Annotated in this window: 19 protein-coding genes, 2 pseudogenes and 1 CRISPR repeat array; of the genes and pseudogenes, 9 read left to right on the forward strand and 12 right to left on the reverse strand. The window is 69.5% G+C overall.

The features are described 5' to 3' along the window. The first annotated feature begins 109 nt into the window (after positions 1-109). Positions 110-334: a hypothetical protein gene (locus JXZ78_RS16150; RefSeq protein ID WP_157851691.1), complete on the forward strand. Its 225-nt coding sequence runs from the start codon at positions 110-112 to the stop codon at positions 332-334. Positions 335-379: 45 nt separating this feature from the next. Beyond that, positions 380-691, forward strand: a pseudogene (locus JXZ78_RS16155) (site-specific integrase); the annotation flags it as partial. A 747-nt stretch (positions 692-1438) separates the two neighbouring features. Here JXZ78_RS16155 and JXZ78_RS16160 read toward each other — a convergent pair. Continuing rightward, positions 1439-2408: pseudogene (locus JXZ78_RS16160) on the reverse strand (Tn3 family transposase); the annotation flags it as partial. Between the two features lie 776 nt (positions 2409-3184). Between JXZ78_RS16160 and JXZ78_RS16165 the strand changes: the two are divergent. The 4 genes from JXZ78_RS16165 (at position 3185) to JXZ78_RS16180 (ending at position 6049) form a co-directional block, all read left to right on the forward strand. Beyond that, the gene (locus JXZ78_RS16165; RefSeq protein ID WP_157851690.1) at positions 3185-3337 is read left to right on the forward strand and encodes a hypothetical protein; all 153 of its coding nucleotides are present in this window, start codon (positions 3185-3187) and stop codon (positions 3335-3337) included. Positions 3338-3476: 139 nt separating this feature from the next. Next, positions 3477-4577: a helix-turn-helix domain-containing protein gene (locus JXZ78_RS16170; protein WP_157851689.1), complete on the forward strand. Its 1101-nt coding sequence runs from the start codon at positions 3477-3479 to the stop codon at positions 4575-4577. Next, a complete protein-coding gene (locus JXZ78_RS16175) occupies positions 4574-5077 on the forward strand; it encodes a hypothetical protein (protein ID WP_030022815.1) in 504 nt (167 codons plus the stop codon). Before JXZ78_RS16170 ends, JXZ78_RS16175 begins: the two co-directional genes overlap by 4 nt. A gap of 147 nt (positions 5078-5224) precedes the next feature. After that, positions 5225-6049 (forward strand): SAM-dependent methyltransferase, encoded by an 825-nt coding sequence (locus JXZ78_RS16180; protein ID WP_030022814.1) that lies wholly within the window; start codon positions 5225-5227, stop codon positions 6047-6049. Positions 6050-6069: 20 nt separating this feature from the next. Here the strand turns inward: JXZ78_RS16180 and JXZ78_RS16185 are convergent, their stop codons facing one another. Then, on the reverse strand, positions 6070-7002 hold the full coding sequence (locus JXZ78_RS16185; RefSeq protein ID WP_033039057.1) for a helix-turn-helix domain-containing protein: 933 nt from the start codon (positions 7000-7002) through the stop codon (positions 6070-6072). Positions 7003-7092: 90 nt separating this feature from the next. After that, entirely contained in the window at positions 7093-7329 is a 237-nt protein-coding gene (locus tag JXZ78_RS16190; protein WP_078624538.1) for a DUF397 domain-containing protein, read from the reverse strand. 222 nt (positions 7330-7551) lie between these two features. Here JXZ78_RS16190 and JXZ78_RS16195 point away from each other — a divergent pair, with 222 nt between their 5' ends. Then, positions 7552-8007, forward strand: coding sequence for an ATP-binding protein (locus tag JXZ78_RS16195; RefSeq protein WP_050502821.1), 456 nt, complete (start codon positions 7552-7554; stop codon positions 8005-8007). 777 nt (positions 8008-8784) lie between these two features. Continuing rightward, on the forward strand, positions 8785-9678 hold the full coding sequence (locus JXZ78_RS16200; protein ID WP_238783149.1) for a DUF5655 domain-containing protein: 894 nt from the start codon (positions 8785-8787) through the stop codon (positions 9676-9678). Positions 9679-9855: 177 nt separating this feature from the next. On the opposite strand, the gene JXZ78_RS16210 is transcribed toward JXZ78_RS16200, so the two are convergent. The 8 genes from JXZ78_RS16210 to JXZ78_RS16245 form a co-directional block, all read right to left on the reverse strand. Next, positions 9856-12702: a CRISPR-associated helicase/endonuclease Cas3 gene (locus tag JXZ78_RS16210; RefSeq protein ID WP_078624537.1), complete on the reverse strand. Its 2847-nt coding sequence runs from the start codon at positions 12700-12702 to the stop codon at positions 9856-9858. Between the two features lie 86 nt (positions 12703-12788). Then, positions 12789-15011: direct repeats of the CRISPR family, unit length 29 nt; unit sequence CGGTTGATACCTGCGCGTGCGGGTCGGAC. 89 nt (positions 15012-15100) lie between these two features. Further along, the gene (cas6e, locus tag JXZ78_RS16215) at positions 15101-15799 is read right to left on the reverse strand and encodes a type I-E CRISPR-associated protein Cas6/Cse3/CasE (protein ID WP_030022805.1); all 699 of its coding nucleotides are present in this window, start codon (positions 15797-15799) and stop codon (positions 15101-15103) included. A 38-nt stretch (positions 15800-15837) separates the two neighbouring features. Then, positions 15838-16572, reverse strand: coding sequence for a type I-E CRISPR-associated protein Cas5/CasD (gene cas5e, locus JXZ78_RS16220; RefSeq protein ID WP_030022804.1), 735 nt, complete (start codon positions 16570-16572; stop codon positions 15838-15840). After that, positions 16569-17735, reverse strand: a complete 1167-nt coding sequence (gene cas7e / locus JXZ78_RS16225; RefSeq protein WP_033039054.1) for a type I-E CRISPR-associated protein Cas7/Cse4/CasC — start codon at positions 17733-17735, stop codon at positions 16569-16571. Before cas7e ends, cas5e begins: the two co-directional genes overlap by 4 nt. Continuing rightward, on the reverse strand, positions 17732-18346 hold the full coding sequence (casB, locus tag JXZ78_RS16230) for a type I-E CRISPR-associated protein Cse2/CasB (RefSeq protein WP_030022802.1): 615 nt from the start codon (positions 18344-18346) through the stop codon (positions 17732-17734). The genes cas7e and casB overlap by 4 nt, the downstream gene beginning before the upstream one ends. Before the next feature lie 49 nt (positions 18347-18395). Further along, on the reverse strand, positions 18396-19913 hold the full coding sequence (gene casA / locus JXZ78_RS16235) for a type I-E CRISPR-associated protein Cse1/CasA (RefSeq protein WP_238783150.1): 1518 nt from the start codon (positions 19911-19913) through the stop codon (positions 18396-18398). Positions 19914-20823: 910 nt separating this feature from the next. After that, positions 20824-21462 carry a ScbR family autoregulator-binding transcription factor gene (locus tag JXZ78_RS16240; RefSeq protein ID WP_238783151.1) on the reverse strand — a complete coding sequence of 213 codons (639 nt, stop codon included), beginning with the start codon at positions 21460-21462 and terminating at the stop codon, positions 20824-20826. Between the two features lie 153 nt (positions 21463-21615). Next, positions 21616-21798 (reverse strand): hypothetical protein, encoded by a 183-nt coding sequence (locus JXZ78_RS16245; RefSeq protein ID WP_030025404.1) that lies wholly within the window; start codon positions 21796-21798, stop codon positions 21616-21618. 86 nt (positions 21799-21884) lie between these two features. Here JXZ78_RS16245 and JXZ78_RS16250 point away from each other — a divergent pair, with 86 nt between their 5' ends. Next, positions 21885-22583: a hypothetical protein gene (locus JXZ78_RS16250; protein ID WP_030025406.1), complete on the forward strand. Its 699-nt coding sequence runs from the start codon at positions 21885-21887 to the stop codon at positions 22581-22583. 136 nt (positions 22584-22719) lie between these two features. On the opposite strand, the gene JXZ78_RS16255 is transcribed toward JXZ78_RS16250, so the two are convergent. After that, positions 22720-23367 carry an SPDY domain-containing protein gene (locus tag JXZ78_RS16255; protein WP_238783152.1) on the reverse strand — a complete coding sequence of 216 codons (648 nt, stop codon included), beginning with the start codon at positions 23365-23367 and terminating at the stop codon, positions 22720-22722. Positions 23368-23460: the final 93 nt, after the last annotated feature.

Consider the following 23460-nt stretch of genomic DNA (forward strand, 5'->3'; position numbering starts at 1 on the left):
GGGCGGCGGGCAGTGCGTCGTGCAGCAGGAGCGTTCGCAGGGCGTTGAGGTGTTCCTCCTCGCTGGCCAGGGGGTTGGTGCGGCTTGTCGGCAGGGGGAGGGCGATGTTGTGGTCGAGACGCTGTCGGATGGCCCAGTAGAGGAAGTTGTTGGCATGCTGGCGGGTGGTGGTGCCGTTAGCGAACCACGTGTCGATGTCGTGTTGGGTGCACTCATCCAGTCGATGGCCGCGGTTTCCGAGCCAGTGCAGGAGCTGGACGGCGACGGTGAGGTGCTGCTTGGCCCGGAGAAAGGCGCCAGCGGTCACGGGTGCGGTGCGGGACTGACCCCGTAGCCGCCGCTTCAGGCGCCAGCGGCTGTAGCGTTCGATGAGGCGGCTCCCGGTCCGGGGAAGGTCGTCAGCCCGCGCGACGTATGCCCGGACACGGGCCTGGCCCGCCTCTCCTACGGGCAGGCCCGCGCCCTCCTCGATGAGCACACCGCCGTATGCGGGCCGGGGACCGGATGGGACCTGCACGAGTACCGCCATTCCGGGCTGACGGAGCTCGGTGTTCAGAGTGCCTCCCTGCTGATGCTGATGGCGAGGTCGCGGCACAAGAAGCCAGAGAACGTCCGCCGGTACTTCAAGCCGTCTACGGAAGCGATCGCCGAGGTCACCAGCCTCCTAGCACCTGGCGACAGCCGCCGCTGAAGCCCTCACGGGTTGAAATTGTCGGGGCGCCAGGTGTCCGGGCTGACCACCGGGTTCGCAGGGGAACAGGCCGCACAATCGAGCCAGATCGCCGTCACCAACGCCGGGCAGGAGAAGGCTCGGGCGCCTCGGGTGTCAGCCGATTCTGCTGATGGCGGGACGTGCTGGTACTCAAGCCGGGCCAGGCGAACCTCACGAAAAGCTCAGATCAAAACTCCAGATCAGAAGCCTGCCGGAGACCACCTGGTGCCATACTCCGTACGGGTTGGCGCCAACCCCCTACACGGTCACACGAAGAAGGGGGAAGTCCCGTGGCACGTACAGTCTCCAACGATCTCCAAAGCCTGCGACCGGCCCGCTGGTACTGGTTGATTACCGTCGTCATCGTCATTCTCGTTGCAACCGCTCCCTGGGCTGGAGGCCCCGTGGTAGCCGCTGCACTGGGCCTTCTGACGGCTGCGCTCCCCTTGGCCATGCAGGTTCGGCTGGAGGACAGGCGCCAGCAGTTGGTGGACCCCAGCGCAGACTCGTAACCGGCGAGTTCTGGGGCTCAGCGGAGCCTCGGGGCGGCCGCCGATCTGGCGGGCCAGCGGCTCGGCTGCGGGCATCGGCCCCTCGTTGTCCGCCCGCCCCGCGCCGTGCGTGCGTGCGGGGCGGGCGGCGACCCTGGAAACTTGCCCCGCCGCAGGTAGCAGAACGCTCGCGGCGCCGCGGAGGGGCCGCTGCGGTCGGCGGCCGGGCGGCCGGTCACTCGTCGAGGGCGTCCGGGGCGCGCAGCGGGCGCAGGCCGCCGGGCAGGTCGGGGAGTTGGAAGGAGTACCGGCCCAGCACGTTGATGTGGTGGCGGACGAACGGCGAAAATGGCGGGCCGCGTCCTCGTCGCGGACGTCGAAGCCGTCCGCGCGCAGCTGGTTCACCGCAGCGTCCATGTAGCGGGTGTTGAACAGCACGAGGGAGTTGAGGACCAGGCCGAGGGCGCCGATCTGGTCTTCCATGCCGTCCTGGTAGCGCTGGTAGAGCTGCCCGGCACGCCTGTGGAAGATCTTCCGAGCGAGGGCGTGGCGGCCTTCCTGGAGGTTGGCCTGCACCTTGATCTGCCGTCGGTAGCCGGGCTCGTCGGCCAGGTGCAGGATGTGCAGGGTCTTCGCGATCCGCCCGTAGTGCGCGATGGCGTCGCCCAGCGGGGTAGGGCGTCCGTCCCGGGAGAGCATCCGGATGACGTCGTAGGCGCGGACGGCTCCGGTGTGGATGGAGCCGATGATCCGCAGGATGTCCTCCCAGTGCCGCTCGATCCGGGCCAGGTCGACCCGGCCGCGGGCCGCGTCCTGGAAGGCCCCGTACTCGGCCGTGCGGTCGATGCGCCACATCTTCTGATCCGGCAGGTCGGCGAACTGCGGGGCGTAGGCGAACCCGGCCAGGGGCAGCAGCCCGAACACGATGTCGCTGTAGGAGGCGGTGTCGGTGACGATCATCTCCGGACGACGGCCGCTGTCGCGGTCGTAGAGGACGTCCAGCACGTACAGGGAGTCGCGCGGGGTGCCGGCCACGACCTTCCCGCCCAAGCCAGCCGCCTGGTCGTTGATCATGTTCAGCCACGTGGCACCGCCCCGGCGCCCGAAGTACTTCGGGTTCGGCCGCGCATACCCGCTCGGGACGGGGACGACGAACCGCATCCCGTCCACCGAGGCCACCAGGCCCCGCCCCACGCCTGCGCTACGGCGGTGCCGGGCGCCCTGTCGAGTGTGTACCTGATGATCCGTCGAGGTGCTCGGCCGCCCCGGCCGTCGGCGCGGCCTCCACCTGGCCTTTCGCGCCGGCTCGGTACCGGCACGCACACCGCCGTCGCCCTCCAGGCGAACTGATGGCATGTCCACGGGCACCCACCTCGCAAAGAGGCCCGCGCATTCCCATGCCGACCGCTGACGGCGTGGCCGTGACGGTTTAGCAAGTGCAATCAGATCGGTTTTGCATTTGCACGTGCATCCAAGTGGGTGTCGTCATTCCTCTTTTATGCAAGTTACTCAATATGAGTGAATGGGTTCGAGTTGCGAAGCCGCCCCCACTCGTCCCTGCGTGCGGTCCGGAGTTCGTGTCGGCCCGTTCGGTGATGCCTTTTGTTCGTTCGGTGAGCGGTTTTGTCAAGAACTCGGATTAGGTGTTCAGTAGATCTATGTTCGGGCTACTCTCTTCGGCTCGCTGCGTCAGCGCAGCAGATCTTTGCACCGGAGCCCGATTTGCATCCTGGTTGGCTTGTCTGGCGAATCCCGGGCGCGGGGCGCTAACGTCAACTCACTCATGTGGCCCCATTCTTCATGGGGTCTACAAGAAAACGGCCCCGGGATGCACCCCGGGGCCGTTCGATCAAACACAGGAATAGACATGCCTAACCGAAACAGCCGAGGCGGCCAGAACCCGCCATCGGCGTATGGGAAAAATAACAGCCCTCGCTCGGGGACTCCAGGGCGCACGATGGAGTGTGTCTGGGATGTCAGGGTGAGCCTGGCGCTCGTAGGCGCAGTGCTGATCGCCGTATGGGTGCTCGTCTCCGGGACCGGTTCGGCCTCGCTGACGTGCACTGCCGTGGGGATGTCGCTGCTGGGCGCACGGCACTCCTTCCTGCACCACCTGCGCGTTTACCGCACCTGACCCGTGGTCGGCCGGCTGCCCGGGGGCGCCTCGTCCCCGGGCAGCCGGCCCCGGGGCGCACGCGGAGCGCCACGGCTCCGACCGGCCTTTTGCTGCCCGAGCAGCACCATTCCCTAAGCGCATGTGGGGAGATTTATTCATGTCTGATGCGCCGCGCCATGCCGTGTGCGAATTCTGCGGTCACCGCTTTCTCCAGCGCACCGGCCCCGGCCGACGGAAGGACTACTGCACCGTGCGGTGCCGACGCCGCGCGCAGCGCCGGCGCGACGGACAGGCGCCGGCGCTGCAGGCGGCGCGCCAGCCGTGGGCCCAGCAGATCGCTGACGACCTCCAGGCCCAGGCCGCCCGCCTGGCCACCGCCCAGTCCGCAGGCGCCGGCCTGCACGTCCTGCTCGGCCACGCGGCTGACCTGCGCCAAGAGGTCGACTTCTTCACTGCTGCCGCGGTCCATGATGCCCGGCAGCAGGGCAGCACCTGGGACGAGATCGCCGTCGCGGGCGGCGTCTCCGCGCCGACCGCCCGTACCCGGTGGCGCGAAATTACCGTGCGCCGGAGGCTGGAACGCCGCGCCCGCCAGAGTCCGGGGCGCTCGGCGGGCAGCGTTCTATCCATGCCTGGCTCGGCGCCCGGGCCCGCTGCGGACTCCCCGCGCACCGAGCACCCCAGGTTGTTGCTGCCGCCTCGTGCCCTGGCGGCGGCATTGTCCTACCTTCAGCGGGCGTCGAAGGTTGCCATCGGCGACGCGGCACGGCAGGCAGACCTTTCCCCGTCCTACGTATCGCGGATCCTGTCTGGTGATCGGACGCCGGCCTGGCCGGTCGTGCACATGATCGCCACCATCTTTCACGGCAACGCCGCCGAGCTGCGCCTGCTCTGGGAGGCCGCCCAGGGCCTCGGCCACACCACGCGGCCATCGCTGCCTGCCGCTGCTCAGAGGCTGCACGAGGCCCTGCGCGGTTTGCACCTGGCCGCTGCGCGCCCCGCCGTGGCCGACATCTGCGCGACGACCGTCCTGGATCCCGAGATGGTGCGCGACACGCTGGGCGGTGACCACATTCCGGACTGGCCTACCCTCGCCTGCCTCGTTACCCGGCTCGGAGCGCAGCCCGCCGCCATCAAAGCCCTGTGGGAAGACGTGCACTACGCCGTCCTGGCCTCCCGCGACATCTTCCCCGCCGTCGGCCTGACCGACCTCCACCCGCCCTCGGAGGATTCAACCGGCACCGGGGGCGCACCATGACCGCTCAGCCCGGACCGCCAACCGCGCACCCCGACCCGCAGGCCGCCGTCCGCGAGCCGGTGCTCGCTGTCACCTCGCCCCTGGCGTACGCGGCCTTCTGCCAGCTCTACCATGGCGCCTACTTGCACTACGCCCACCTGCGCACCGGAAACGTACTGCTGGCCGAGCAGGCCGTCGCGGCGGCCTTCGTCCAGTTGCAGGACCGCTGGCCGACGGTGCTCAGCAGCGCCTGCCCGGCCGCCCACGCCTGGGCCATCCTGACGCAGACGCTGTCCGCCTACGGCACCTCCCGCGGGCCGGAGGGCAGCCTGCCCCCAGGGCGGACTGCCGACGCGCTACGGCTGCACTGCGAGCGGGACCTGCCCCTGGAACGGGCAGCCGAAACCGTGGGAATCGAGCTGCACATGCTGCGCGCCGCCTTACGGCTCGCCGGGCCGACGGCCCGTCGCCGAGAACGCCCACGCACCCAAGGTGCACAGGTTCCCGATCCGCACGGGTAGGGGAGAATCCTTTTCGCTTGCCCAGGCGAAACGGGTCTCATCCTGGCACGCCGTCCCCTGATCGTGTCGTGTTTCCGTCCAACCCCGGCCATTAAGCTGCGAGTTCCTGGAGACTGGTGCCTCGCAGCCCAAAGGTCAGGAGCGCGGATGCGCGACGGGGAGAAATGCATTTCGCACGCCATCGATGTCCACACGCCCAGCGTCGCCCGCATGTACGACTGGCTGCTGGGCGGCATCGACAACTACCAGTCCGACCGCAACGCCTGCGCCGAGTTACTGACCATCGCACCCAGCACGCAGGCCCTGGCCCGCAACAACCGCGCCTTCCTGCGCAGAGTGGTGCGCGTCCTGGCCAAGGAGTACCGGATCCGACAGTTCCTTGACCACGGCTCCGGCCTGCCCACCCAGGACAACGTGCACCAGATCGCCCAGGGCATCGACCCCGCCAGCCGCGTCGTCTACATCGACAACGACCCCATCGTGCAGGCCCACGGCCGCACCACCCTGGCCGCCAACGACCGGACCGCAGTGATCAACGCCGACATGCGGGACACCGAGGTGATCTTCGCCCACCCCGCTGTCCAGCGGCTGATCGATTTGACCCAGCCGGTGGCCGCGCTGTTCGTCTCGGTCCTGCACTGCCTGCCCGACACCGGCGACGACAAGGCTCCAGGGACACTCGTGAAACGAGTCGCCGCCCGGCTTCCGGCCGGCAGCCTCATGGTCATCTGCCAACTGGTCAGCGACAAACCGTCCGTACGCGAGGGCGTGACCGCCCTGATGGAACGCAGCACACACGGCAACTGGGGGCGGGTGCGCGAACAGCGTGAAGTCGCCGCCTACTTCGAAGGAATGCGGGTCATCCGGCCAGGGCTGACCGACGTCGTCGACTGGCGCCCCGACGCACAGCCCCCGCCCCCGGAACGCCGCGCAACCGATTGGGTCGAATGGGGAGGCGTCGCCCAGCTCTGACCGCCGAGCCCACCGCCTCGTCAGTCCTGCTCACACAGCCTGCGCCGGTAACGGTCGAGAGCCGCGTCCAGAATCTGCACACTCTTCTCCCGGGAGGCCGCCACGAAGCGCAGCTCGTCCAGAATATGCCGGTGCTGCTCTACCTCCGCGGTCTTCGTCAGGTACTGCGCGCTGCTGATCTGCTCCACGTAGACGAGTTCGGCCGGCCCGCCGTCACCGAACCGCAAGTGGGTGATTGGGAAGGTGGGGGCGGCACTGGCGCCGTACTCGAACTCCACGATGCGCAGATGGACGTGCGGCAGCTCCGCCACGCGTTTGAGATGCTCCAACTGCGCGCACATCACGGCCGGCCCGCCGACCGGCCGCCGCAGAATGCCCTCCTCCAGCAGTGCGAGCACCTCGGGAGGGTTCTCCTTGAACAGCAGCCGCTGGCGAGCCATCCGCAGGGCCACGGGGCGCTCGACTGCATCCGGCGAGACGCTGGGCATCGCGGCGGCGACGAGCACCCGGGCGTAGTCGGGGATCTGCAAGATCCCCGGGACCACATGGTTTTCGTAGGTGTAGATCTTTTCGGCGGCGTCCTCCAACCCGATCAGCCGCTTGAGGAAGCTCGGCGTCACGTCACTGTACTGCTGCCACCAGGCGCTGTCCTGGGCCTGGCGCAGCAGACTGTCGATCTCCCGCTGCTGCTCCTCGGATGCCCCGTAGTGCCGGATCAGATCGAATACGTCGCGCTCCTTTGGCGGGCTCTCGCCCCGTTCCAGGCGGCTGACCTTGGACACCGAACCGCGGATGAGCGGGGCCACATCTTTCAGCGCAAGCCCGCGCTCTTGCCGCATCCGCCGCAACTGCTCACCCACCAAGCGCGCGGCTGCCTCCCGTTTGCTGCCCTGGGCCAACGGGTGCACGGACGCCAGAGGCTCTCCCGCGGCATGGCTCGGCACAGCGGACATGCGAACTCCTTCTGAACACCGACAAGGAAAAGCAGTGTTTCAGATTCGAGCCCGCACATCCGCTGGGTTCGGCTTATTCTCAGTCAGCTCTCATGTTCCGATCAGGTGATCGAATTCTGACGCTTTGGCGCCCTCCAGGAAGGCTGAGATCTCCTGGCGTGTGTATACCAGAGCAGGCCCGCCGGGGTGACGGGAGTTGCGAACCGCCACATCCCCTTGCGGGAGCGCGGTAAGTTCCACGCAATTCCCGTCCCTGACGCTCGACCTGCTCTTTACCCAGGCCCCGTCGGGGATGGCGTTCGCCGGGAAGCCATTGTCGAAGCGCATGCCACTCTCCCTCGCTCGTTCGATTCCCAGGCGAGCTGAAGACTCAGGAGGTCGGTGCCCCTTTTGCTCGCCTTTGTGATGGCCATGCAATCCCATATGCAATTGCATGGCGACAGGAAAAGCGTAGCCAGAACCCCGATACGGCCGCGTCCCCCTAAAGGGTGCCCTTCCCTGCCCGCAGTTCCCTGCGCACGCCAACGAACTGAGTACGAGGCCCCAGCCGTGACCCAGGACCCCTCCGCGCCACGCCCTCTCTACGTCCTCAACCACGAGCTCGCCATGGGCCTGGGGGTTCCCCAGTTCACCGCCCGCCGCTTCACCGCTCATCCGGACTCCCTGCGGGCCCTGCCCCCCTTCATCCGCCGCACCCTTCGAGCCTGGGACGTGCCGGTGTGCATGCATGACGCGCTCACGGTTGTCAGCGAACTGGCGGCGAACGCAGCGCGTCACGCCTTGGGGGACGCTCACGCCTGGCTCGGCCTCGCGGGCACCGAACACTTCATTCTGTGCACCGTCACCGACCCCAGCACGCGTCTCCCCGAACCAGTCCAGTCTCAGACCGACAGCAGTGACTGCCGACGCGGTCTTCGTGTGGTGCACAGACTCAGCGAAGAGTGGGGCTGCACCCTGCTCTCCGACGGGACTGGGAAAACGGTATGGGCGCGTCTGCGCATCTGAACTGTCGATGTGCGTCCGGGCGGCGCGGACGGTGCACAGCGGCTTGGTGCCAGAGAGGGCAGGGTTGGAAACACTGGCAGGCGCATACGGACGATGCATTCCTCGAAGGGAGCCAAAGGACGGCCGGCATCGTCGGGAACCGTGGAGGGCTTCCGTGCGTTGTCACCGGGCCCGGCCGCACGCGCACTGCGGTCCGCGGTGAATGGGAGGAAATCACACTGATCGGGTAATTCGGGTGTGGGTGGGCGCGCAGAACCCTGGAGATCGTGGCCGGTCCGGTTGGATTCGTGTGGGGCGGGCCGTGGGTGGGTGGGGGCGTGCATGGTGAACGACCGCGCCGCCGTGGGCTCCGCCTCCTCGTCGAATGCCCAGGTTGCGGGTCCGCGCGCCGGTGACCCCGTGAGTGCTGACTTCATGCTGCCCTCGGCGCCCCCAGAGCACTCGTCGTGCGCCGCCGCGTGCCAGCCCGGTGCTGGAGCCGCCGCACGCCCTATCGGCTTTCCCGAATGATCACTGGTCAAGGAGCGGGTGCTTAGAAGGCACTCGATCCATCATCGAGTGCATGGCGTCTGACCTGGGCAAACGTGCTCTTCCAGGGCTGTCCTCCGGGACGTGGGGGACGCATCGGGGAACGGCAGGCTTTCGATGTCTGGGGGACACGAGAGGTCTGAGTGCCCGCTGTCAGGCTCTCACATCATCTCCACCGATTCGCGGCCCTCCGCAGAAACAATCGTGACCCTCGCAGGCGTTGCAGGTCGCGGAGTCGAAGAGGGGAAGGTGTCGGGACTGAAGCTGTTCCACACGATGAACGGCAACGTGGCCGAGGTCGCGCCGCGTCTTGCAGAGGTCGAGGCGGACGTGCAGCACCTCATCGAAGCGCACATGGAGACGATGCTGGGCGTGCGGTTCCTGGCGAGCGAGTACCGCACCGGACCGGTGCACGGCGGACGGATCGACTCGCTGGGCCTGGACGAGAACGACGCGCCGGTGGTCGTCGAGTACAAGCGCGGCACGGATGCCGGCGTGATCAACCAGGGCCTGTTCTACCTGGCATGGCTGATGGACCACCGGGCCGAGTTCGGTCACCTGGTCCGCGAGCGCCTGGGAGCGGCAGCCGCCTCGCAGGTGCGGTGGAGCGCGCCGCGGCTGATCTGCGTGGCGGGCGACTTCACCCGCTACGACGTGCACGCCGTGCGCGAGCACCGGCGCAGCATCGACTTGGTCCGCTACCGCTTCTACGGCGAGCAACTCGTCGGCCTGGAGACGGTGGCCTCCGTCACCGGGCAGGCGGCGGCTTCCGGGACGGCCCGTCGCGCTCGCGCGGCCGAGAAGAAGCGCGGGCACCTGGCCCAGGGGGCGATGGCGGAGCTGGCCGCCGCGGTCGATGAGACGCTGCTGGGTCTGGGGCCGGACATCACCAGGGCCGAGAACCGCCTTTACCGGGCGTACCGGCGGTTGCGGAACTTCGCCTGCGTGTGCCCGCCGCAGAAGAGCAAGCTGCTCGTCTACCTCAAGGCCGACCCGAAGGAGGCCGGCCTGGTGCCCGGCTTCACCCGGGACGTGACGAGGCTGGGCCACCACGGCACCGGCGACCTGGAGGTCCGACTGCGCTCGGAGCGGGACCTGGAGCGGGCCCGGGACCTGTTCCGTCTCAGCTACGCCGCGGCGTAGCGCACCGCTGCGGGCGGCCCGCCTGGGGCTCGCGGACGCGGTGAAGTTGTGCGTGGGCAGTGGCGCTGCCTTTCGACGGGTGCTGGGGAAGTGGCGGTGGACTCTCAATGATGCGGTGGATCCCCGGTTTGGCTAACCGGGGATCTCGCGTTATACGGGGCCGCTGCGGGAGGCGTGTCAGCGGGCGGTGCTGCGGACGAGCCCCAGCTCGGGGTCCAGACGCAGGACGTGCTGGGGGGCTTCGTACGCTTCGATGGAGCCGTCCCCGGCGACGGGGTGGGGCAGCAGCCGCAGGTCGCGGGCGGTGGGGGTGCGTTCCCATTCCTTCGGGGGGAAGGTGTGCTGGTCGTCGTGGGGCAGGTAGCTGCCGGGGGCTTGGACGGTCAGGCGTACCAGCCGGGCGACGGTGTCGCGGTCCAGGCGTTGCTGCGGTGCGGGGGGCGTCGGCAGCGGCTGGGAGCATTCCGGGTCGAGCCATCGGCGGCCGTCGGCGGTGGTGTAGAGGGGCAGGAGCCGTTCGGAGTCGGCGCCCAGCCGCGTGGTGACCGCTGCAGGATCGATCTCGCGGTCGGTCAGCGGGTACAGGTCGGTGACCTGGTGCGGGGCGGGGATGGCGACGGCATCGGCCGCGGCGGCCTGGGCCGTCTCGCGCACCGCGCGCTGCCGGTCATCGGAGAGCGCCTGGTCGGCCAGGTCGTTGAGGTCGGCGTAGACCGTCTCGATCGCCTCGGCCACCTCGCCGGGCATGTCCAGGGGTTGCCCGGCCCGGTCGGCGAGCAGGTCGCGGGTGCGGCGCAGCAGCGCCGCGTCGTAGACCTCCCCCCAGGCCGGCGGCGGCAGCGATCCGCTGGGGGAGCAGACCACCAGGCGGGGGACGCGGGCCCAGGAGGGGCGCGCGCCGCGTTCGCCGAGCTGGTGACGGTGACCGCGGCCGGCCCGCTGCAGCAACTGGGCCAGCGGTGCCAGGTCACTGATCACCAGGTCGAAGTCCACGTCCAGGGACTGCTCGGCCACCTGCGTCGCGACGACGATCAGCGGCTCGTCCGGACGCGACGCCTTGGGCCCCAGCAGGTCCAGCAGCAGCTGGGTGGTGGCGTCGCGCTGCCACACCGGCATCCGGGCGTGCAGCAGCAACAGCCGCGGCCGGCGCGATCCCCGGCGTTCCTTCAGGGCGAGGAACGTCTGCTGGGCATCCGGCACGGTATTGCACACCACCAGCACCGCCCCGGGGTCCTGCCCGGCCTCGTAGAGCGGAGCGATCTCCTCGGCCAGGCGCCGCGCCCGGCCGTCACGGCGCTCCGGATCGTGCGTATTCCGTGCCTCGTGCAGGTCGATGACGAGCGAGCGCTGCCGGCGGCTTTCAATGACCGGCGAGGCGGTCACGGTGCCGGATGCGGCATCGGCGAACAGCCAGCCCGGATACGCGGGGGCAACGTCACCGGCGCCCGGGTGCCCGGCCCCGCGCAGGTAGGCGTCGACCAGACGGCGCGCCAGCGACCCGGCCAAGGTGGCCGACAGCAGGACCACCGGCACCCCCAGATGCCCCAGCCACTCCAGCAGACGCACAGTGAGCGCATGCCCGTACGCGTCATACGCATGGGCCTCATCAATGATCAGCGTCTTGCCGGACAGGCCGAGCCAGCGCAGCACATTGAACCGCACCGGCAGAGTCGCCATCGCCGCCTGATCCCACGTTCCCACCGCGACGCCGGCGACGAGCCCGAGGTGACGTCCGCGCAGGAACTCCCCGGCCGTGGTGGAGACGCAGCCCTCCCCGAGCACGGCGTCGCTGCCGTCCTCGGCGTATTCCTCATTCAGCCACGCCAGGCCGTGCAGCAGCGTGACCGGAGTGTCCGTCTGGGTGCTGCGCGCGACGTAGTCGCGCACGCGCTGCCACATCGCCTCGGTGGTGGCCATGGTCGGCAGCAGCACGGCCAGGCCCGCCCGGTCCGAGGCGGCCCCCAGCACCTGGGCCCCGTAGAGCCCGACCTCGGTCTTGCCGTCCCCGGTGGGAGCCGTCACCAGCAACAAACCCGCCCCCTTCGACACCACCCTCGGCAACCGCAACCCGACATCGCTCTGCAGCGGATAGGGCTGACGAATAGCAGGGAAGACCTCGCCGAAAGAATCCGCCGGGTTCCAAAGGGGCGCAGCCAACTGGGCATCCGCCACCGCCTGGGCCGCATGGCCGACCGCCCGCTGATAGTGCGCCTGCCAATTTCCCTCAGCAGCCCTCCATTCGGCGAGCCGTGCACGCACCCAGCCGACTTTGGAAGCCAGCCAGTCGGCCAGCACCACCAGAGCGGTGACCATGACAGCCGCACCGGCCGGCGCCACCTGTACCGGAGCCACCGGCCGTCCGGTCGCTTCGTAGAGCATCCCCACCAACGCGGCCCGCTGCCGCGTCCAGCCCGCTGCGGCCCCCACGCGCGGCTCGCCCTGCTCCGGGGCGGCCATCAGCACCCGGTCGAGCATCGCCCCGTACACCCCGTGATGCCCACCGAGGATCTGCGCCACCTGGTGAGCCACCGACCTGCCCGGACGCGACGTGGCGTCATACCCGTACGGCGCCAGGAGGGAGGGCAGCACCAAGTGCGTGACCCGCTCGTGCCGCACCGCCCCCTCAAACATCCAACCGGAAGGAGCGGCGAAATCCGGCTCTTTGAGGAATGCCGGATCAGGGCCCGACGGCTGACCCTGAAACGAGGGACAGCACTTACCTAGATCGTGCAACCCTGCCCAGAAGCAGACCATCCCGCGAGCATCCGCCACCGATACACCGAAGGCATCGGCGGTGGCAGCACGTTGCTGTTCCGTGAGGTAGGTGTCCCAAAGTTCCCCTGCTATTGCGGCAGTGTCGAGGAAGTGGCAGCCCAAGGGGTAAGGAAAGAGGAGGCCGTCCCACTTTCCCCATACGTCTTGGTCTGGGGTGAAACTGTCAGGCATAAAACCTCCGAACGAAGCCGAACCGTTCTTGCGAACGTTGACGGTGAATAGTTGCAATTTGTGTAAGCAGACGCCCATGCGTGCGGTCAGGGAGCCGCTACGTCGGCGTAGAGGAAGGCGGATGGCGCCGCATGTGCGGGTCGGGCCCGGTGAGTCTCATGGACTGGCTGACACCTGCGCGTGCGGGTCGGAACCGATGTACTTCGACTGCCCGGTCACCGCCATCGGTTGATACCTGCGTGTGCGAGTCGGACGCCAGGGGATACCCACGGCCTCCAGCTCGGCCGACTGATACCTGCGCGTGCGGGTCGGACGGCATCTACGCCACCCGCCGCGGAGCAGTCACCGGTTGGTACCTGCGCGTGCAGGTCGGACTGCGGAGACGGCGTGAAGGGCGATGTCCCCTGCGGTTGATACCTGCGAGTGCGGGTCGGACGCCCTGTACGTCGGACACCGCATCGGCGATCACGGTTGATACCTGCGTGTGAGGGTCGGACCGGCGGGCGCGCGGGATGCTGATGCGCCGGGTCGGTTGATACCTGCGCGTACGGGTCGGGCGCCTGGGTAGCCACGACCAGCGTGCCGTCTGACGGTTGATACCTGCGCGTGCGGGTCGGACCTGATGCCGGGAATCTCAGCGACCGGGAGGGCCGGTTGATACCTGCGCGTGCGGGTCGGGCTGGGCACCGCCGGCGGAGACGATGCCGTCGAGTGGTTGATACCTGCGCGTGCGGGTCGGACGAGATGGAGGACATCGGCGACATCGCCGTCTCCGGTTGATACCTGCGCGTGCGGGTCGGACCCCCTGAAGGCACCCGGCCCGGTATCGACTGGCGGTTGATACCCGCGCGTGCGGGTCGGACTGCCGTCCTCATCACGGCAATACTCCGGCCGCGGTTGATACCTGCGCGTGCGGGTCGGACCGCTGGTACGCGAACAGAGCGGCCTGTAGCCCCGGTTGATACCTGCGCGTGCGGGTCGGACTCGGCCAGTACGTACGGATCGGTGGGGGGCGGCGGTTGATACCTGCGCGTGCGGGTCGGACTACCAGGTGGCGGCCGGGATGCAGGCGATCGGCGGTTGATACCTGCGCGTGCGGGTCGGACAGGGGCGCTCAACACCGCAGGCACCGAAGGGCCGGTTGATACCTGCGCGTGCGGGTCGGACCGTTCATACCGAACCCGCCGACAAGCAGACCGCGGTTGATACCTGCGCGTGCGGGTCGGACCATGAACTCACCGGTCAGGAACCGGCGGAGTGCGGTTGATACCTGCGCGTGCGGGTCGGACAGCTTCTTGACCGTGGCGGCCCCGAACGCCGACGGTTGATACCTGCGCGTGCGGGTCGGACCCCCGTCGTTCGTCGGCCGCGTCTACCAGGAGCGGTTGATACCTGCGCGTGCGGGTCGGACAGCGGCGGCCTGTCCCAGGCGATCCAGTCCAGCGGTTGATACCTGCGCGTGCGGGTCGGACCAGGCGCCGGCCGCACTGAGGGAGAACGCCGCCGGTTGATACCTGCGCGTGCGGGTCGGACGAGCATCTGGCGTTGTGGATCTCGTCCATTTCCGGTTGATACCTGCGCGTGCGGGTCGGACACCTCCCGCCGGCGGGAGACCACCTCACCGGTCGGTTGATACCTGCGCGTGCGGGTCGGACCGCGCGTCGTCGACCTTGCCCAGGGCGTCACGCGGTTGATACCTGCGCGTGCGGGTCGGACGGGTTGTCTTCGTGGTTGTTGAGGCCCCGGGGCGGTTGATACCTGCGCGTGCGGGTCGGACGACCACCGCAGGATCGTGGAGCCCCCAGCCACCGGTTGATACCTGCGCGTGCGGGTCGGACAGGGGCGCTCAACACCGCAGGCACCGAAGGGCCGGTTGATACCTGCGCGTGCGGGTCGGACCTGGCCAACGTCATCCACGGCCAGGCCCACCGCGGTCGATACCTGCGCGTGCGGGTCGGACGGCCTGGTGGCGGTCATCGCCCGGGCACGGTTCGGTCGATACCTGCGCGTGCGGGTCGGACAACCACACCACTACACACAGGAGAAACCCATGCGGTCGATACCTGCGCGTGCGGGTCGGACGCCACGGCCACCGTGCGGTCGGTCTCGGCGGTCGGTCGATACCTGCGCGTGCGGGTCGGACTGCGGGTTGCCGTCGGCGTCCTCGCCCACCGGCGGTTGATACCTGCGCGTGCGGGTCGGACAGCCGCAGCCGCGAACCGTCGGTCAACGGACCCGGTCGATACCTGCGCGTGCGGGTCGGACATGGGCAACGCCGTCAACGACGCCTCGGTCTGCGGTCGATACCTGCGCGTGCGGGTCGGACGCTCCGGCCCGGGTCAGGGTCTCCCGCTGCTCCGGTCGATACCTGCGCGTGCGGGTCGGACCCTTCGCGACCTGCGGTGCTTGGGTGGCTTTGCTGTTTCGTTATCAAGGTTCGTGTCGGGGGTTTGGCACGTGGACGTGGTCGCCGGGGTTACCGGGAGGGGGCGATGGACAGGAGTCCTGCTCCGTAGGCGCGGGCTCGGCCTATTCCGGTGGTGATGGCTGTGCGGAGGGCGTCGGGGTCGGTGATGGTGGCGTGGCCTTCGAAGCGCGTGACCGGCATGTGGAAGCGCATCCGGCCGGGTTCGTGCGGGTGTTTTTTGCGGCCGAAGATCGCGGGCTGGCTCGCGGTAAGGACGGTGTCGGGGTCGAGGGTGAGGCCGGCTTCGGTGGCTTTGCGGTGCCACCAGGCGGTGGCCTCCTCGCCGTACAGGGGCAAGAGCTTGCCGCGGTGGCGGCGGCCTTTGGCGTCGGTTGTGGTGGAGGGCTGGGAGCGTTGGGGGGCTGCGTCGAGCCGGTAGCGGATGGCGCAGCCTTCTTGGCACCAGGTGAGCAGGGGGGTGATGTCGCGGTGGTCGGTGGCGGTGGCGTAGTCCGCCGGCAGCTGGGTCAGGTCCAGGGGCGCGGTGGACTGGATGAGGAGGGTGTGTGTGGTGCGGTCGCGTTCGAGGCGGTAGAGGACCCCTGCTGCCTGCCGTGTTCCGGTGCCGGGTGGGACGGGGGTGAGGCTGAGGACCCGGTGGTGGAGACGTTGGGCGTTGGTCAGGTCCGGTCCCGCATCGTCGGATCGGGGGTTGATCTGGATCTTGGTGAGATGTGCGGTGGCGGGCGGTGCGAGGGTGGTGGTCATGTCGGGTTCCGTTGCGGTGCGGACGGCGGGCTCGGTGGTCAGCGGCCCTGGCGGTACTGGGTCAGGCGGCGCAGGTAGGCGGTGCCGGTGCCGGCGCACAGACCACTCGGCAGCTGGCGGCGGGTTTCCCAGAGGTTGCGGGAGCCGAAGGTCCGGCCGGGCAGGGCCACGTCGCGCACGGCCCGGGTGGCCGGCAGGGACGGCTCGTCCTCGGGCGGGGCTTCGCTGAGGAAGACGGTCTCGACGCTGTCGGCGCGCTGGGGCGCCTCGCGGTGCAGCGGCAGGTGCCGCAGGGCGTGCTCGGCATCCTGGGTCCGCTCGATGAGCACCGGGGTGTCCGGCGGGCAGGCCCGGCGGCCCAGGTGCGGCGGGTAGACGGGACGGCGCAGGGCGGCGGCGGCCTGTGCGATGAGGTCGGCGGGTCCGGTGACGGCGACGCTGAAGGCCGCGTCGTTGAGGTACCAGTCCTCGAAGATGAGGGCGGTGCCGCGCCGTCCGCCGTTGGCGTTCATGACGGTGTGCTCGGCGGGGTAGCCGCCTCCGACGGTGTGGAAGTCCAGCAGGCGCTGTCCGGGCCGGTCGATGCGCACGGTGAAGCCGAGGCAGGCCAGGTCGCTCAGGTCGCCGCCGCGGGGGCGTCCCTGGGCGGCGGCGATCAGCCCGGTCAGGCCGCTGCGGGTGGGGTGGGCGTGGGTGTCGCGTACCCGCCCGCCCTGGCCGCCGCCCCAGCACTGCTGCGGCGCGGACAGGTGCAGCAGGAGGCCGGCACTCACTTGGGATCCTCTGCTGCGTCGAAGGCCGCGGTGGTGATGGTCTCGGCCAGGTCGGACAGCTGGGGTATGTGCCGGCCCAGCGCGGTCAGGGAGGCGAGGCCCGCGGCGGTACCGGTGTAGGCGGCGGCGATGACGGGCTCGGGGCCGAAGAAGGCGTTGACGGCCTGGGCGTGCTCGTCGAGCTGCTTGATGCTGGGGGAGGTCCAGCCGGTGCTCTCGTCGGCGACGACGGGGGCCTCGAAGGCGCCGGCCAGGCTGACGGGCCGGTCGCTGCGGACGGTGACGTAGGCCAGGGCCGGGGGCGTGAAGGGCGCGGTGCTGTTCTTCTTGGCCCGGGGCACGTGCACGGCGAATTCGGCGAGGTAGGCGCGCACCAGCTCGCGGGCGGCATCGCGGTCGTGGCCCAGGTTGGTGAGCAGGCCGTCGAGGCTGATGGAGCTGTACTTGTAGAAGCTGCCGGAGGTGTAGGCGCCGTGGCCCATGTGGGCGGAGCCGTTGTCGTCGCCGGGGACGTCGTCGACGGCGGTGAAGAAGTCGCTCTGTTCTTCGGTGGCGTGGGTGGTGATGGCGTGCGCGACCGAGATGGCGCCGTCGACGGTGACCTCGGGGGCGTTGGCGAGCATCCGGCCGAAGGCGGCGATGGAGGCGTTGCGGGTGGCCAGCACCTCCTGGATCCGCTTGGCGATTTCCCGGTCCGCCTTCGTCTTGGTCTTCTTGCTCTTGCCAGCCTTGGCTTCCGCGAGGGCGCCCTTGGCGGCGGCGTCGATCTGCGTCCGCTGTTCTTCCACCAGGTCGGCCAGGGCGCCGATGGCCGCGGCCGGCAGGTAGAGCATGACGTTGGTGGTGCCGGCCTCCTCGATGCCCAGCCCGCCGACGCCCGCGGCCAGCGCCACGTTGCGTCCGGCCTCGGCGGCCTCCTCGGCCGTCCAGCCGCGCGCTTCCAGCTCGGCCGCGACCTGGCCGGGCACCCGGCGGGTGCGCAGCGCCTTGTCCCCGAGGAACTTCTCGATCTCGGTGCGTGAGCCGCGCTTGAGGGCGGCCGAGGAGATGCGGCCCCGTTCCACACCCCCGTAGACCGCTACCTTCGGCGATCCGTAGTAGTCGCGGTTGAGGTTGGACAGCGGGAAGCTGTGGACGATGTGGACGTCGATGAAGATGCTCACGCGGTGTGCTCCTCGGCAGTGTCTTCGGTGGTGTCGGCGGGGTCGTAGTGGCTGGACATCCACTGGTCCGCCACCTCGGTGCGGTAGCGCGTCCAGCGGGTCAGGTCGCGCAGCAGGTGCGGCCACGACAGCGGGACCTGCTCAGCGGCGAGCCGGTCGACCAGGGGCTGCAGGTGGTGCAGCAGGCCCATCAGGCGGCGCTGGCGGGCCATCAGCTGCAGCAGTTCGGTGGCGGTGTCCTGGCTCAGCAGCCCGCTGCGCACCGCCCGGGCCAGCGACCAGCCGAGGTTGCCGCGCCGGGCGTCATACACGCTGGCCGCCTGCGCGGTGGTGCTGGCCGGGCTGGGGGCGTGGGCGGCGAACATGGCCGCCGCCGCCAGATAGGCCGTCTTGCGCTCTGGCAGGCCGCGCGGGATGCGGGACTGCAGGTGCGGGAGCATGAGCCACGGCTCGGTCAGCCCCCGGCGGGTCTGCCCGGTGCGCAGATCGCTGCGTCCCCCGGGGCTGCTGCACACCTCGGCCACGTGTTCCATGAAGGCAACGTGGCGGGCGAGCCATTTGGGAGGCACGGGCGCGCTGTCGGTATCAGCGGTGGCGGCCGTGGTGCTCATCGCGTCCTCTTCCTGGTCGAACGGGTTGCGTGGGTACGGGGGAACGGGGTCACGTGCGGGGGCGGGCCAGCCGGGCTCGGGCCTTGGCGACCGCGCTCATCCCGTGCACGGTGGACTTCAGCGTCGCGGTGGCCTGGTCGAACCGTTCGAGGGCCAGGCGCCGGAAGGCCGGCCGACGGTCCGGGTCCGGGGCGCGGACGGCCTGCCAGAACTCCTCCTCGGCGCGTTCCCAGAACTGGGCGCGCGCCGCCTCCACGAAGCCGTGCCGCTGCTGGGGATCCCGCTTGACGTGGACGCCGAGCCAGGCAGCCGACAGGGCGCGGGCCAAGTCGCCGGCGGCGGCCTCGGCGCTGCGCCGGGCGGTGGCGATGGCCGCCGCGCCCTGCGCATCAGACTCTTCGATGTGCTGCAGGACGGGGGGCGTGGTGGCGGCGTACCACTGGTTGTCCTTCTCCTGGCGCTCCTGGTCCCAGGCCAGCACCCGCACCCCCAGCTGACGCTGGACCGCCGGGGCAAGCTCGGCCACGGCGTCGAAGACCGTGGGGCGCCGCAGCGTGCTCTTCGAGCCGGGCTGGGTCTTCAGCAGCAGGGCGTCCAGGTCGCGCCAGGCCGAGCGGGTCCGGTCGGCGCGCAGCGGCCCGCCCTTGGTGCGCTCGATGACGTAGGGGTCCACGGCGGCTGGCAGGTCGACCGCGGTGTTCCAGGTGATCTTGCAGCCGGTGGTCTGCCCGGCGTCGTCGCCGGTGAGCAGGAGCGCGTGGGCGGTGCGGCCGGTCAGCAGCGACACCGGCCCGCACGCCGGGGCCGGGGCCAGCGGATCGGGCAGCTCATCGCTCTCCCACGGCGCCAGGTCCGGGCCCGGGCCGGTGGGCCAGGCCGACGGGCCGGGCACGGACGCCACCAGCGACGCGAACAGCCGCTCCGGGGCGTGCGGGAAGTAGGAGACGAGCGAGCGGTACGGCCCGGCCTTACAGGAACCACTGGTACGGGAGGCGTGGGTGCGGGGCGTGGCGGTGCCGGACGGGCCGTATCCGTACCAGGCCAAAAGCCACTGCACCGCATCCGGCCCGGGCACCGGCACGTCCTGGGCGAGGTGCGTGGTCCACACCGCGTTGTTCCCCGAGGGGCGGTCCATCACCAGCCGGCCGGGCGCCTGCCCCTTGCCGCACTCCTGCGCGAGCCGGATGTCCTGGAGGAACGGCTGCGTACTGTCGTACAGGTTCAGGCGGTGCGAGTGGGTCTCCAGGTACTCGTCCACGCGATCCGCGTCGAACCGGCCGGTGGCCAGGAGGTCATCACGTGCGTCAGGCCACTGGGCGGAGGTGCCGGTGTCCAGGCCCGTTACCCGTGCAGTCACCGCGGCGAGTAGGCGACGTGCGACGGCCTCGACCGGAGGGACCGTGAAGTCGAGGTCGGCGAACAGATGGGCGCCCTGGAAGAGACAGCGCAGACCCACCCGGGCGCATTCCCCGGGACTGGCTTCCGGCACCAGGGACCGCAGTTCCTCGGTCTCATCGGCGTCCAGGTCGAAACGGACCCGCACGGGAATCCAGCCGTTATCGGCCACGGAAAACGGGTAGGACATGCCGCCTTCTCTTACTTGTCGGTCAGTTGAAGGGGCTCGCCAGCGTCACAGGGGCGGCGAGGTGACCGACATGCAAACAGGGCCGTTTGGAGCACGCAAAATGATCTTCAGGCGGCGCTTGAAGCATTGTCAGTGGGAGCCATTAGGGTCCGCGCCGCCGGTGCGCAGACTTCTCACGCCCGAAGGTGTGCAGGCGTAGCGGCATCTATGGGGGCACGAGGTGCTTGAAAAGCGCGCTCCTGCCACGACGGGGCATCAAATAACGGCCATGCCCGCGAGCTGACCGTAGATCAGCGTGGCGGGCATGTCGGCTTCTGGGATCGGTGCAGTTCGCTGTGTTTCCATCTCGGCGCGACATGCTGCACGACGGGACGCCTTATATACCCCATGCCGTCGGCGCTTCGCCGAACTCGTGGCACCGCACCTGGCCGCAAAGGCGTGTGGGATTACCCACAAGGCGGGCTCCTGGTGGCACGGGCAGTGGGAGCGACGGCGGACCTGCAATAGTGTTGCGACCCGCTGGTTTGGGTAGCTAGGCACGTACCGCTACACGGCGTTGGAGAGGTGACCGGCACCGCCGACCGCCTTCCCTGCGGGTCGTTTGATGAAAGGAAACGTCACGGTATGAGCAAAGGAGATTCGGGCCGGGGTGCGTCCTTGACGCAGGGAGCCCGAATTGGTGTCTTCGCGTTCCTCTTGGTCGTGCTGGTGCTGTGGTGCGGCGTCGTACTCGCCGCTCTCACGGACCAATGGCTCGCATGGCTCCGGTGGGGCCTGACGGTAGCTGGCGTCCTTACGGCCTTCGGGCTGCTCTGTGCACTGGTCTTGCGCTATGTGACCAGGCCCGGCCAGTCCTGAGCGCCGGATACGACCCGGACCAGCGGGTCCGTCTTCACGCCACCGAGCGGTCCCACTGGCTGCTGAAGGCCAACCGGGAGCGGGCGGCGGGGGTGGCGATCCCGGGCAGCAGATAGCGCCACAGGGACACCAGGCGTTGGTACAGATCGGAGCGGCCAGTGGAGATCTGGGAAAGGAGCTGCGTGCCGGAATAGGAGCTGACCAGCGTCCAGGCCAGTTCATGAACGTCGACGTCCGGCAGCAGTTCACCTTTCTCCTGGGCGGCGAGCAGTTGCTCGGCGAACTGGGCGACCCAGTATTGGTACGGGGTATCGTCCGGAGCGCCGAATTCCCCCTGCTCGACGGCCAGCCGCACGCCGGCGCGCAGCAGCGAGTTGGTCTGCAGCTCGCCTGCGAGGTAGAGGTTGATGTCGATGAGGCGCTGCAGGCCGTCGTCTCCGGGGGGTGATTCCAGCCCGTCGCCCTGCTCCACCATGACCGCGTGGGCCAGAGCCTGCTTCCCCGAAAAGTGGAAATACAGGGCGCCAGGGGTGATTCCAGCCCGGCTCAAGATTTTGCTGACGCTTGCGCCGCTGTAGCCGTATTCATCGAACACTTCGGAAGCTGCCCGAATGATTTTCTCGCGCGTTGCGACTGCTCGCTCGTGCACTGACTGCACCGTCTCTTTCGTCATCCCTAGGCATGGTACGGAAGGTGAACATGCGGACCGGCGCGGGGGTTCAAACGCAACTCACGCTCCGAATGTCGCTGCCCAAATGTGGTCAAACGCTGTCGGAGTGCAGCTCCCAGGCAGTGGCTGAAAGTGCGTGAACTGCCGCATCGGAGTTCAGGACACGCGGGCCGCTCGGCAGCGGCTATGCCGGTAGGGAATAGCGCTGTCGCAGCTGGTGAGGCGGAGGGCGCACTGGACGCCGTCGGCCAAGGTGGTGATGCCGTCCTCGGACTCGACCAGCAGGCCAGCGTCGATCGGTCCGGTGACGGTTGCCATGGTGGTCTCGTTCTCGTTCACGGGGCCTCGAATGACGCCGCCACTACGTCCTCGACCGCAAGGGTGCGGAACTTGCGCATCCTTGCCCCGCGCGAAGGCAGCAGCCGATGACCATCCCCCGCCCGCCGCACAAGACCGCCTTGGTGCTGATCGATATCGAGAATGCGATCGGCGCCCGCGCCCAGCCCTCCGTGGCCCTCGCCCGGCTGACCGTGTTGCTGGAACACGCCCCTGCTGAGGCCCTCGTCGTCGCCGCCTGCCCGCCCTCACGCATCCGACCCGATGTCGCACGCGCCCTGACCGACCACGGCGTAAAGATGCTGTCCGCCGGCACCGGGCCCAACGCCGCCGACAAGGTCCTGCTGAACCGTGCCCGCCAGGCCGCAGCCGAGGGCGTACGCCATTTCACTGTCGTCTCCGCCGACGCTGCCTTCGCCTCCCTCGCCTCTCTCGGCGAGCTGCACGTCCTGGCCTGGGACAAGCAGCCCGTCGGCAAGCAGCTGGCCAAGGCTGCAGCCGTGAGCCGCATCCCCTGCATTCGCCGTGCCCCCGCACCCGTCCAGCCTCTAACGGCACAGACCAGTCAGATCCCTGCGCCAGATGCGTCGGCGCCGACCCCCCTGGGGAAACCGTCGGCAAAAACAGTACCGACGCCGCACGCGCCGCAGCCCTGGTCCACGGTGCGGTGGGGTGGCGCCGCGGTCACCGTCATGTTCTGCGGCGGCCTCGCCTTCGGCGCCGGCTCCGCGCTGGGCAGCCGCTTGGTCCACCTTGCGGTAGACGCCGTCGCCCGGCCTGGCGCCTGACCCTCTGCTGTGCCGGGCTTCTGATCCTGCCCTGCCCCGCCAGCCCTCCCCCACTGGGCACAGCGAGCTGGTGACGGTGATGCCAGACGCAATCGGCCCCGACCCTGTGGCGGATCGGGGCCGTACTTTCGCTTGCCTATTTGCTTGTCCGGGAGGCGCGGGTTGCGGGGGGCTTGGGCGGGAGGGCGGGTGCCGGAGCGGTGTGGTGAGTCCGGCGCGGTGAGCCTGGGGAGGGCAGCCGACGGGTGATGTGCCCATGGCCGAGTTCGTTGGCGAGTTCCTCAAGGACCGTGACGGGAGTGTGCGGCGAGAGTCGGAAGCGCCAGGTGGGCCGGTCGATGCTGGTGCCGGCCCAGGCGGTCCAGCCCGGCAGGCTGTCGGCGGTCCTGGTGGTGCGGGCGTCGAAGCGCAGGCCGGCGCCGTCGCCGTTGGGCGGTGTCCACTGGATGCCCCAGGTGTAGCTCGTCTGCTGCCAGCCCGCTTCCAGCAAGGTGGAGGCTGCCGTGGCCAGGGCTGGTTCGGAGCCTGTGGCGCGGGCGTGTTCGGGCCCGTTGCTCTCGGGCCCGGGGCGGTGCGCGTCCGGGGAAGCGAGGGTGTCGAGCAGGATACGGACGAGGGCCGCGGGCGTCCGGGCACTGGCGGTGGCGTGCCAGAGGCGGTCACCGACGGGGGAGTCGTAGGCGGCGAAGGCCCAGGCCGTGTCCTTGGGGGCGGCTTCGTGGGTGAACTGGGCGCGCCGGGTGAGGGATTTGTAGGTTCCCCCGTTCCGTGTCCAATTGGTCACGAGTGACCAGCGGTTATGCGTGAGCGGGGAGCGGGCGAGAGCCGAGGTTTTCCGTCTCTGGTGTCCAATGGGGGCCGTGCGTGCGTCGGGGAT

Origin of the sequence: Streptomyces monomycini (genome assembly GCF_022271435.1) — a bacterium.
In the GTDB taxonomy this organism is placed as follows: domain Bacteria; phylum Actinomycetota; class Actinomycetes; order Streptomycetales; family Streptomycetaceae; genus Streptomyces; species Streptomyces monomycini.

Excerpts from the sequence above, each read along its gene's own strand:
- JXZ78_RS16170 (WP_157851689.1), top strand. The coding sequence starts at position 3,477 with ATGTCTGATGCGCCGCGCCATGCCGTGTGCGAATTCTGCGGTCACCGC.
- JXZ78_RS16175 (WP_030022815.1), top strand. The coding sequence starts at position 4,574 with ATGACCGCTCAGCCCGGACCGCCAACCGCGCACCCCGACCCGCAGGCC.
- JXZ78_RS16180 (WP_030022814.1), top strand. The coding sequence starts at position 5,225 with ATGCGCGACGGGGAGAAATGCATTTCGCACGCCATCGATGTCCACACG.
- JXZ78_RS16185 (WP_033039057.1), bottom strand. The coding sequence starts at position 7,002 with ATGTCCGCTGTGCCGAGCCATGCCGCGGGAGAGCCTCTGGCGTCCGTG.
- JXZ78_RS16190 (WP_078624538.1), bottom strand. The coding sequence starts at position 7,329 with ATGCGCTTCGACAATGGCTTCCCGGCGAACGCCATCCCCGACGGGGCC.
- JXZ78_RS16210 (WP_078624537.1), bottom strand. The coding sequence starts at position 12,702 with ATGGGCGTCTGCTTACACAAATTGCAACTATTCACCGTCAACGTTCGC.
- cas6e (WP_030022805.1), bottom strand. The coding sequence starts at position 15,799 with ATGACCACCACCCTCGCACCGCCCGCCACCGCACATCTCACCAAGATC.
- casB (WP_030022802.1), bottom strand. The coding sequence starts at position 18,346 with ATGAGCACCACGGCCGCCACCGCTGATACCGACAGCGCGCCCGTGCCT.
- JXZ78_RS16240 (WP_238783151.1), bottom strand. The coding sequence starts at position 21,462 with ATGACGAAAGAGACGGTGCAGTCAGTGCACGAGCGAGCAGTCGCAACG.
- JXZ78_RS16250 (WP_030025406.1), top strand. The coding sequence starts at position 21,885 with ATGACCATCCCCCGCCCGCCGCACAAGACCGCCTTGGTGCTGATCGAT.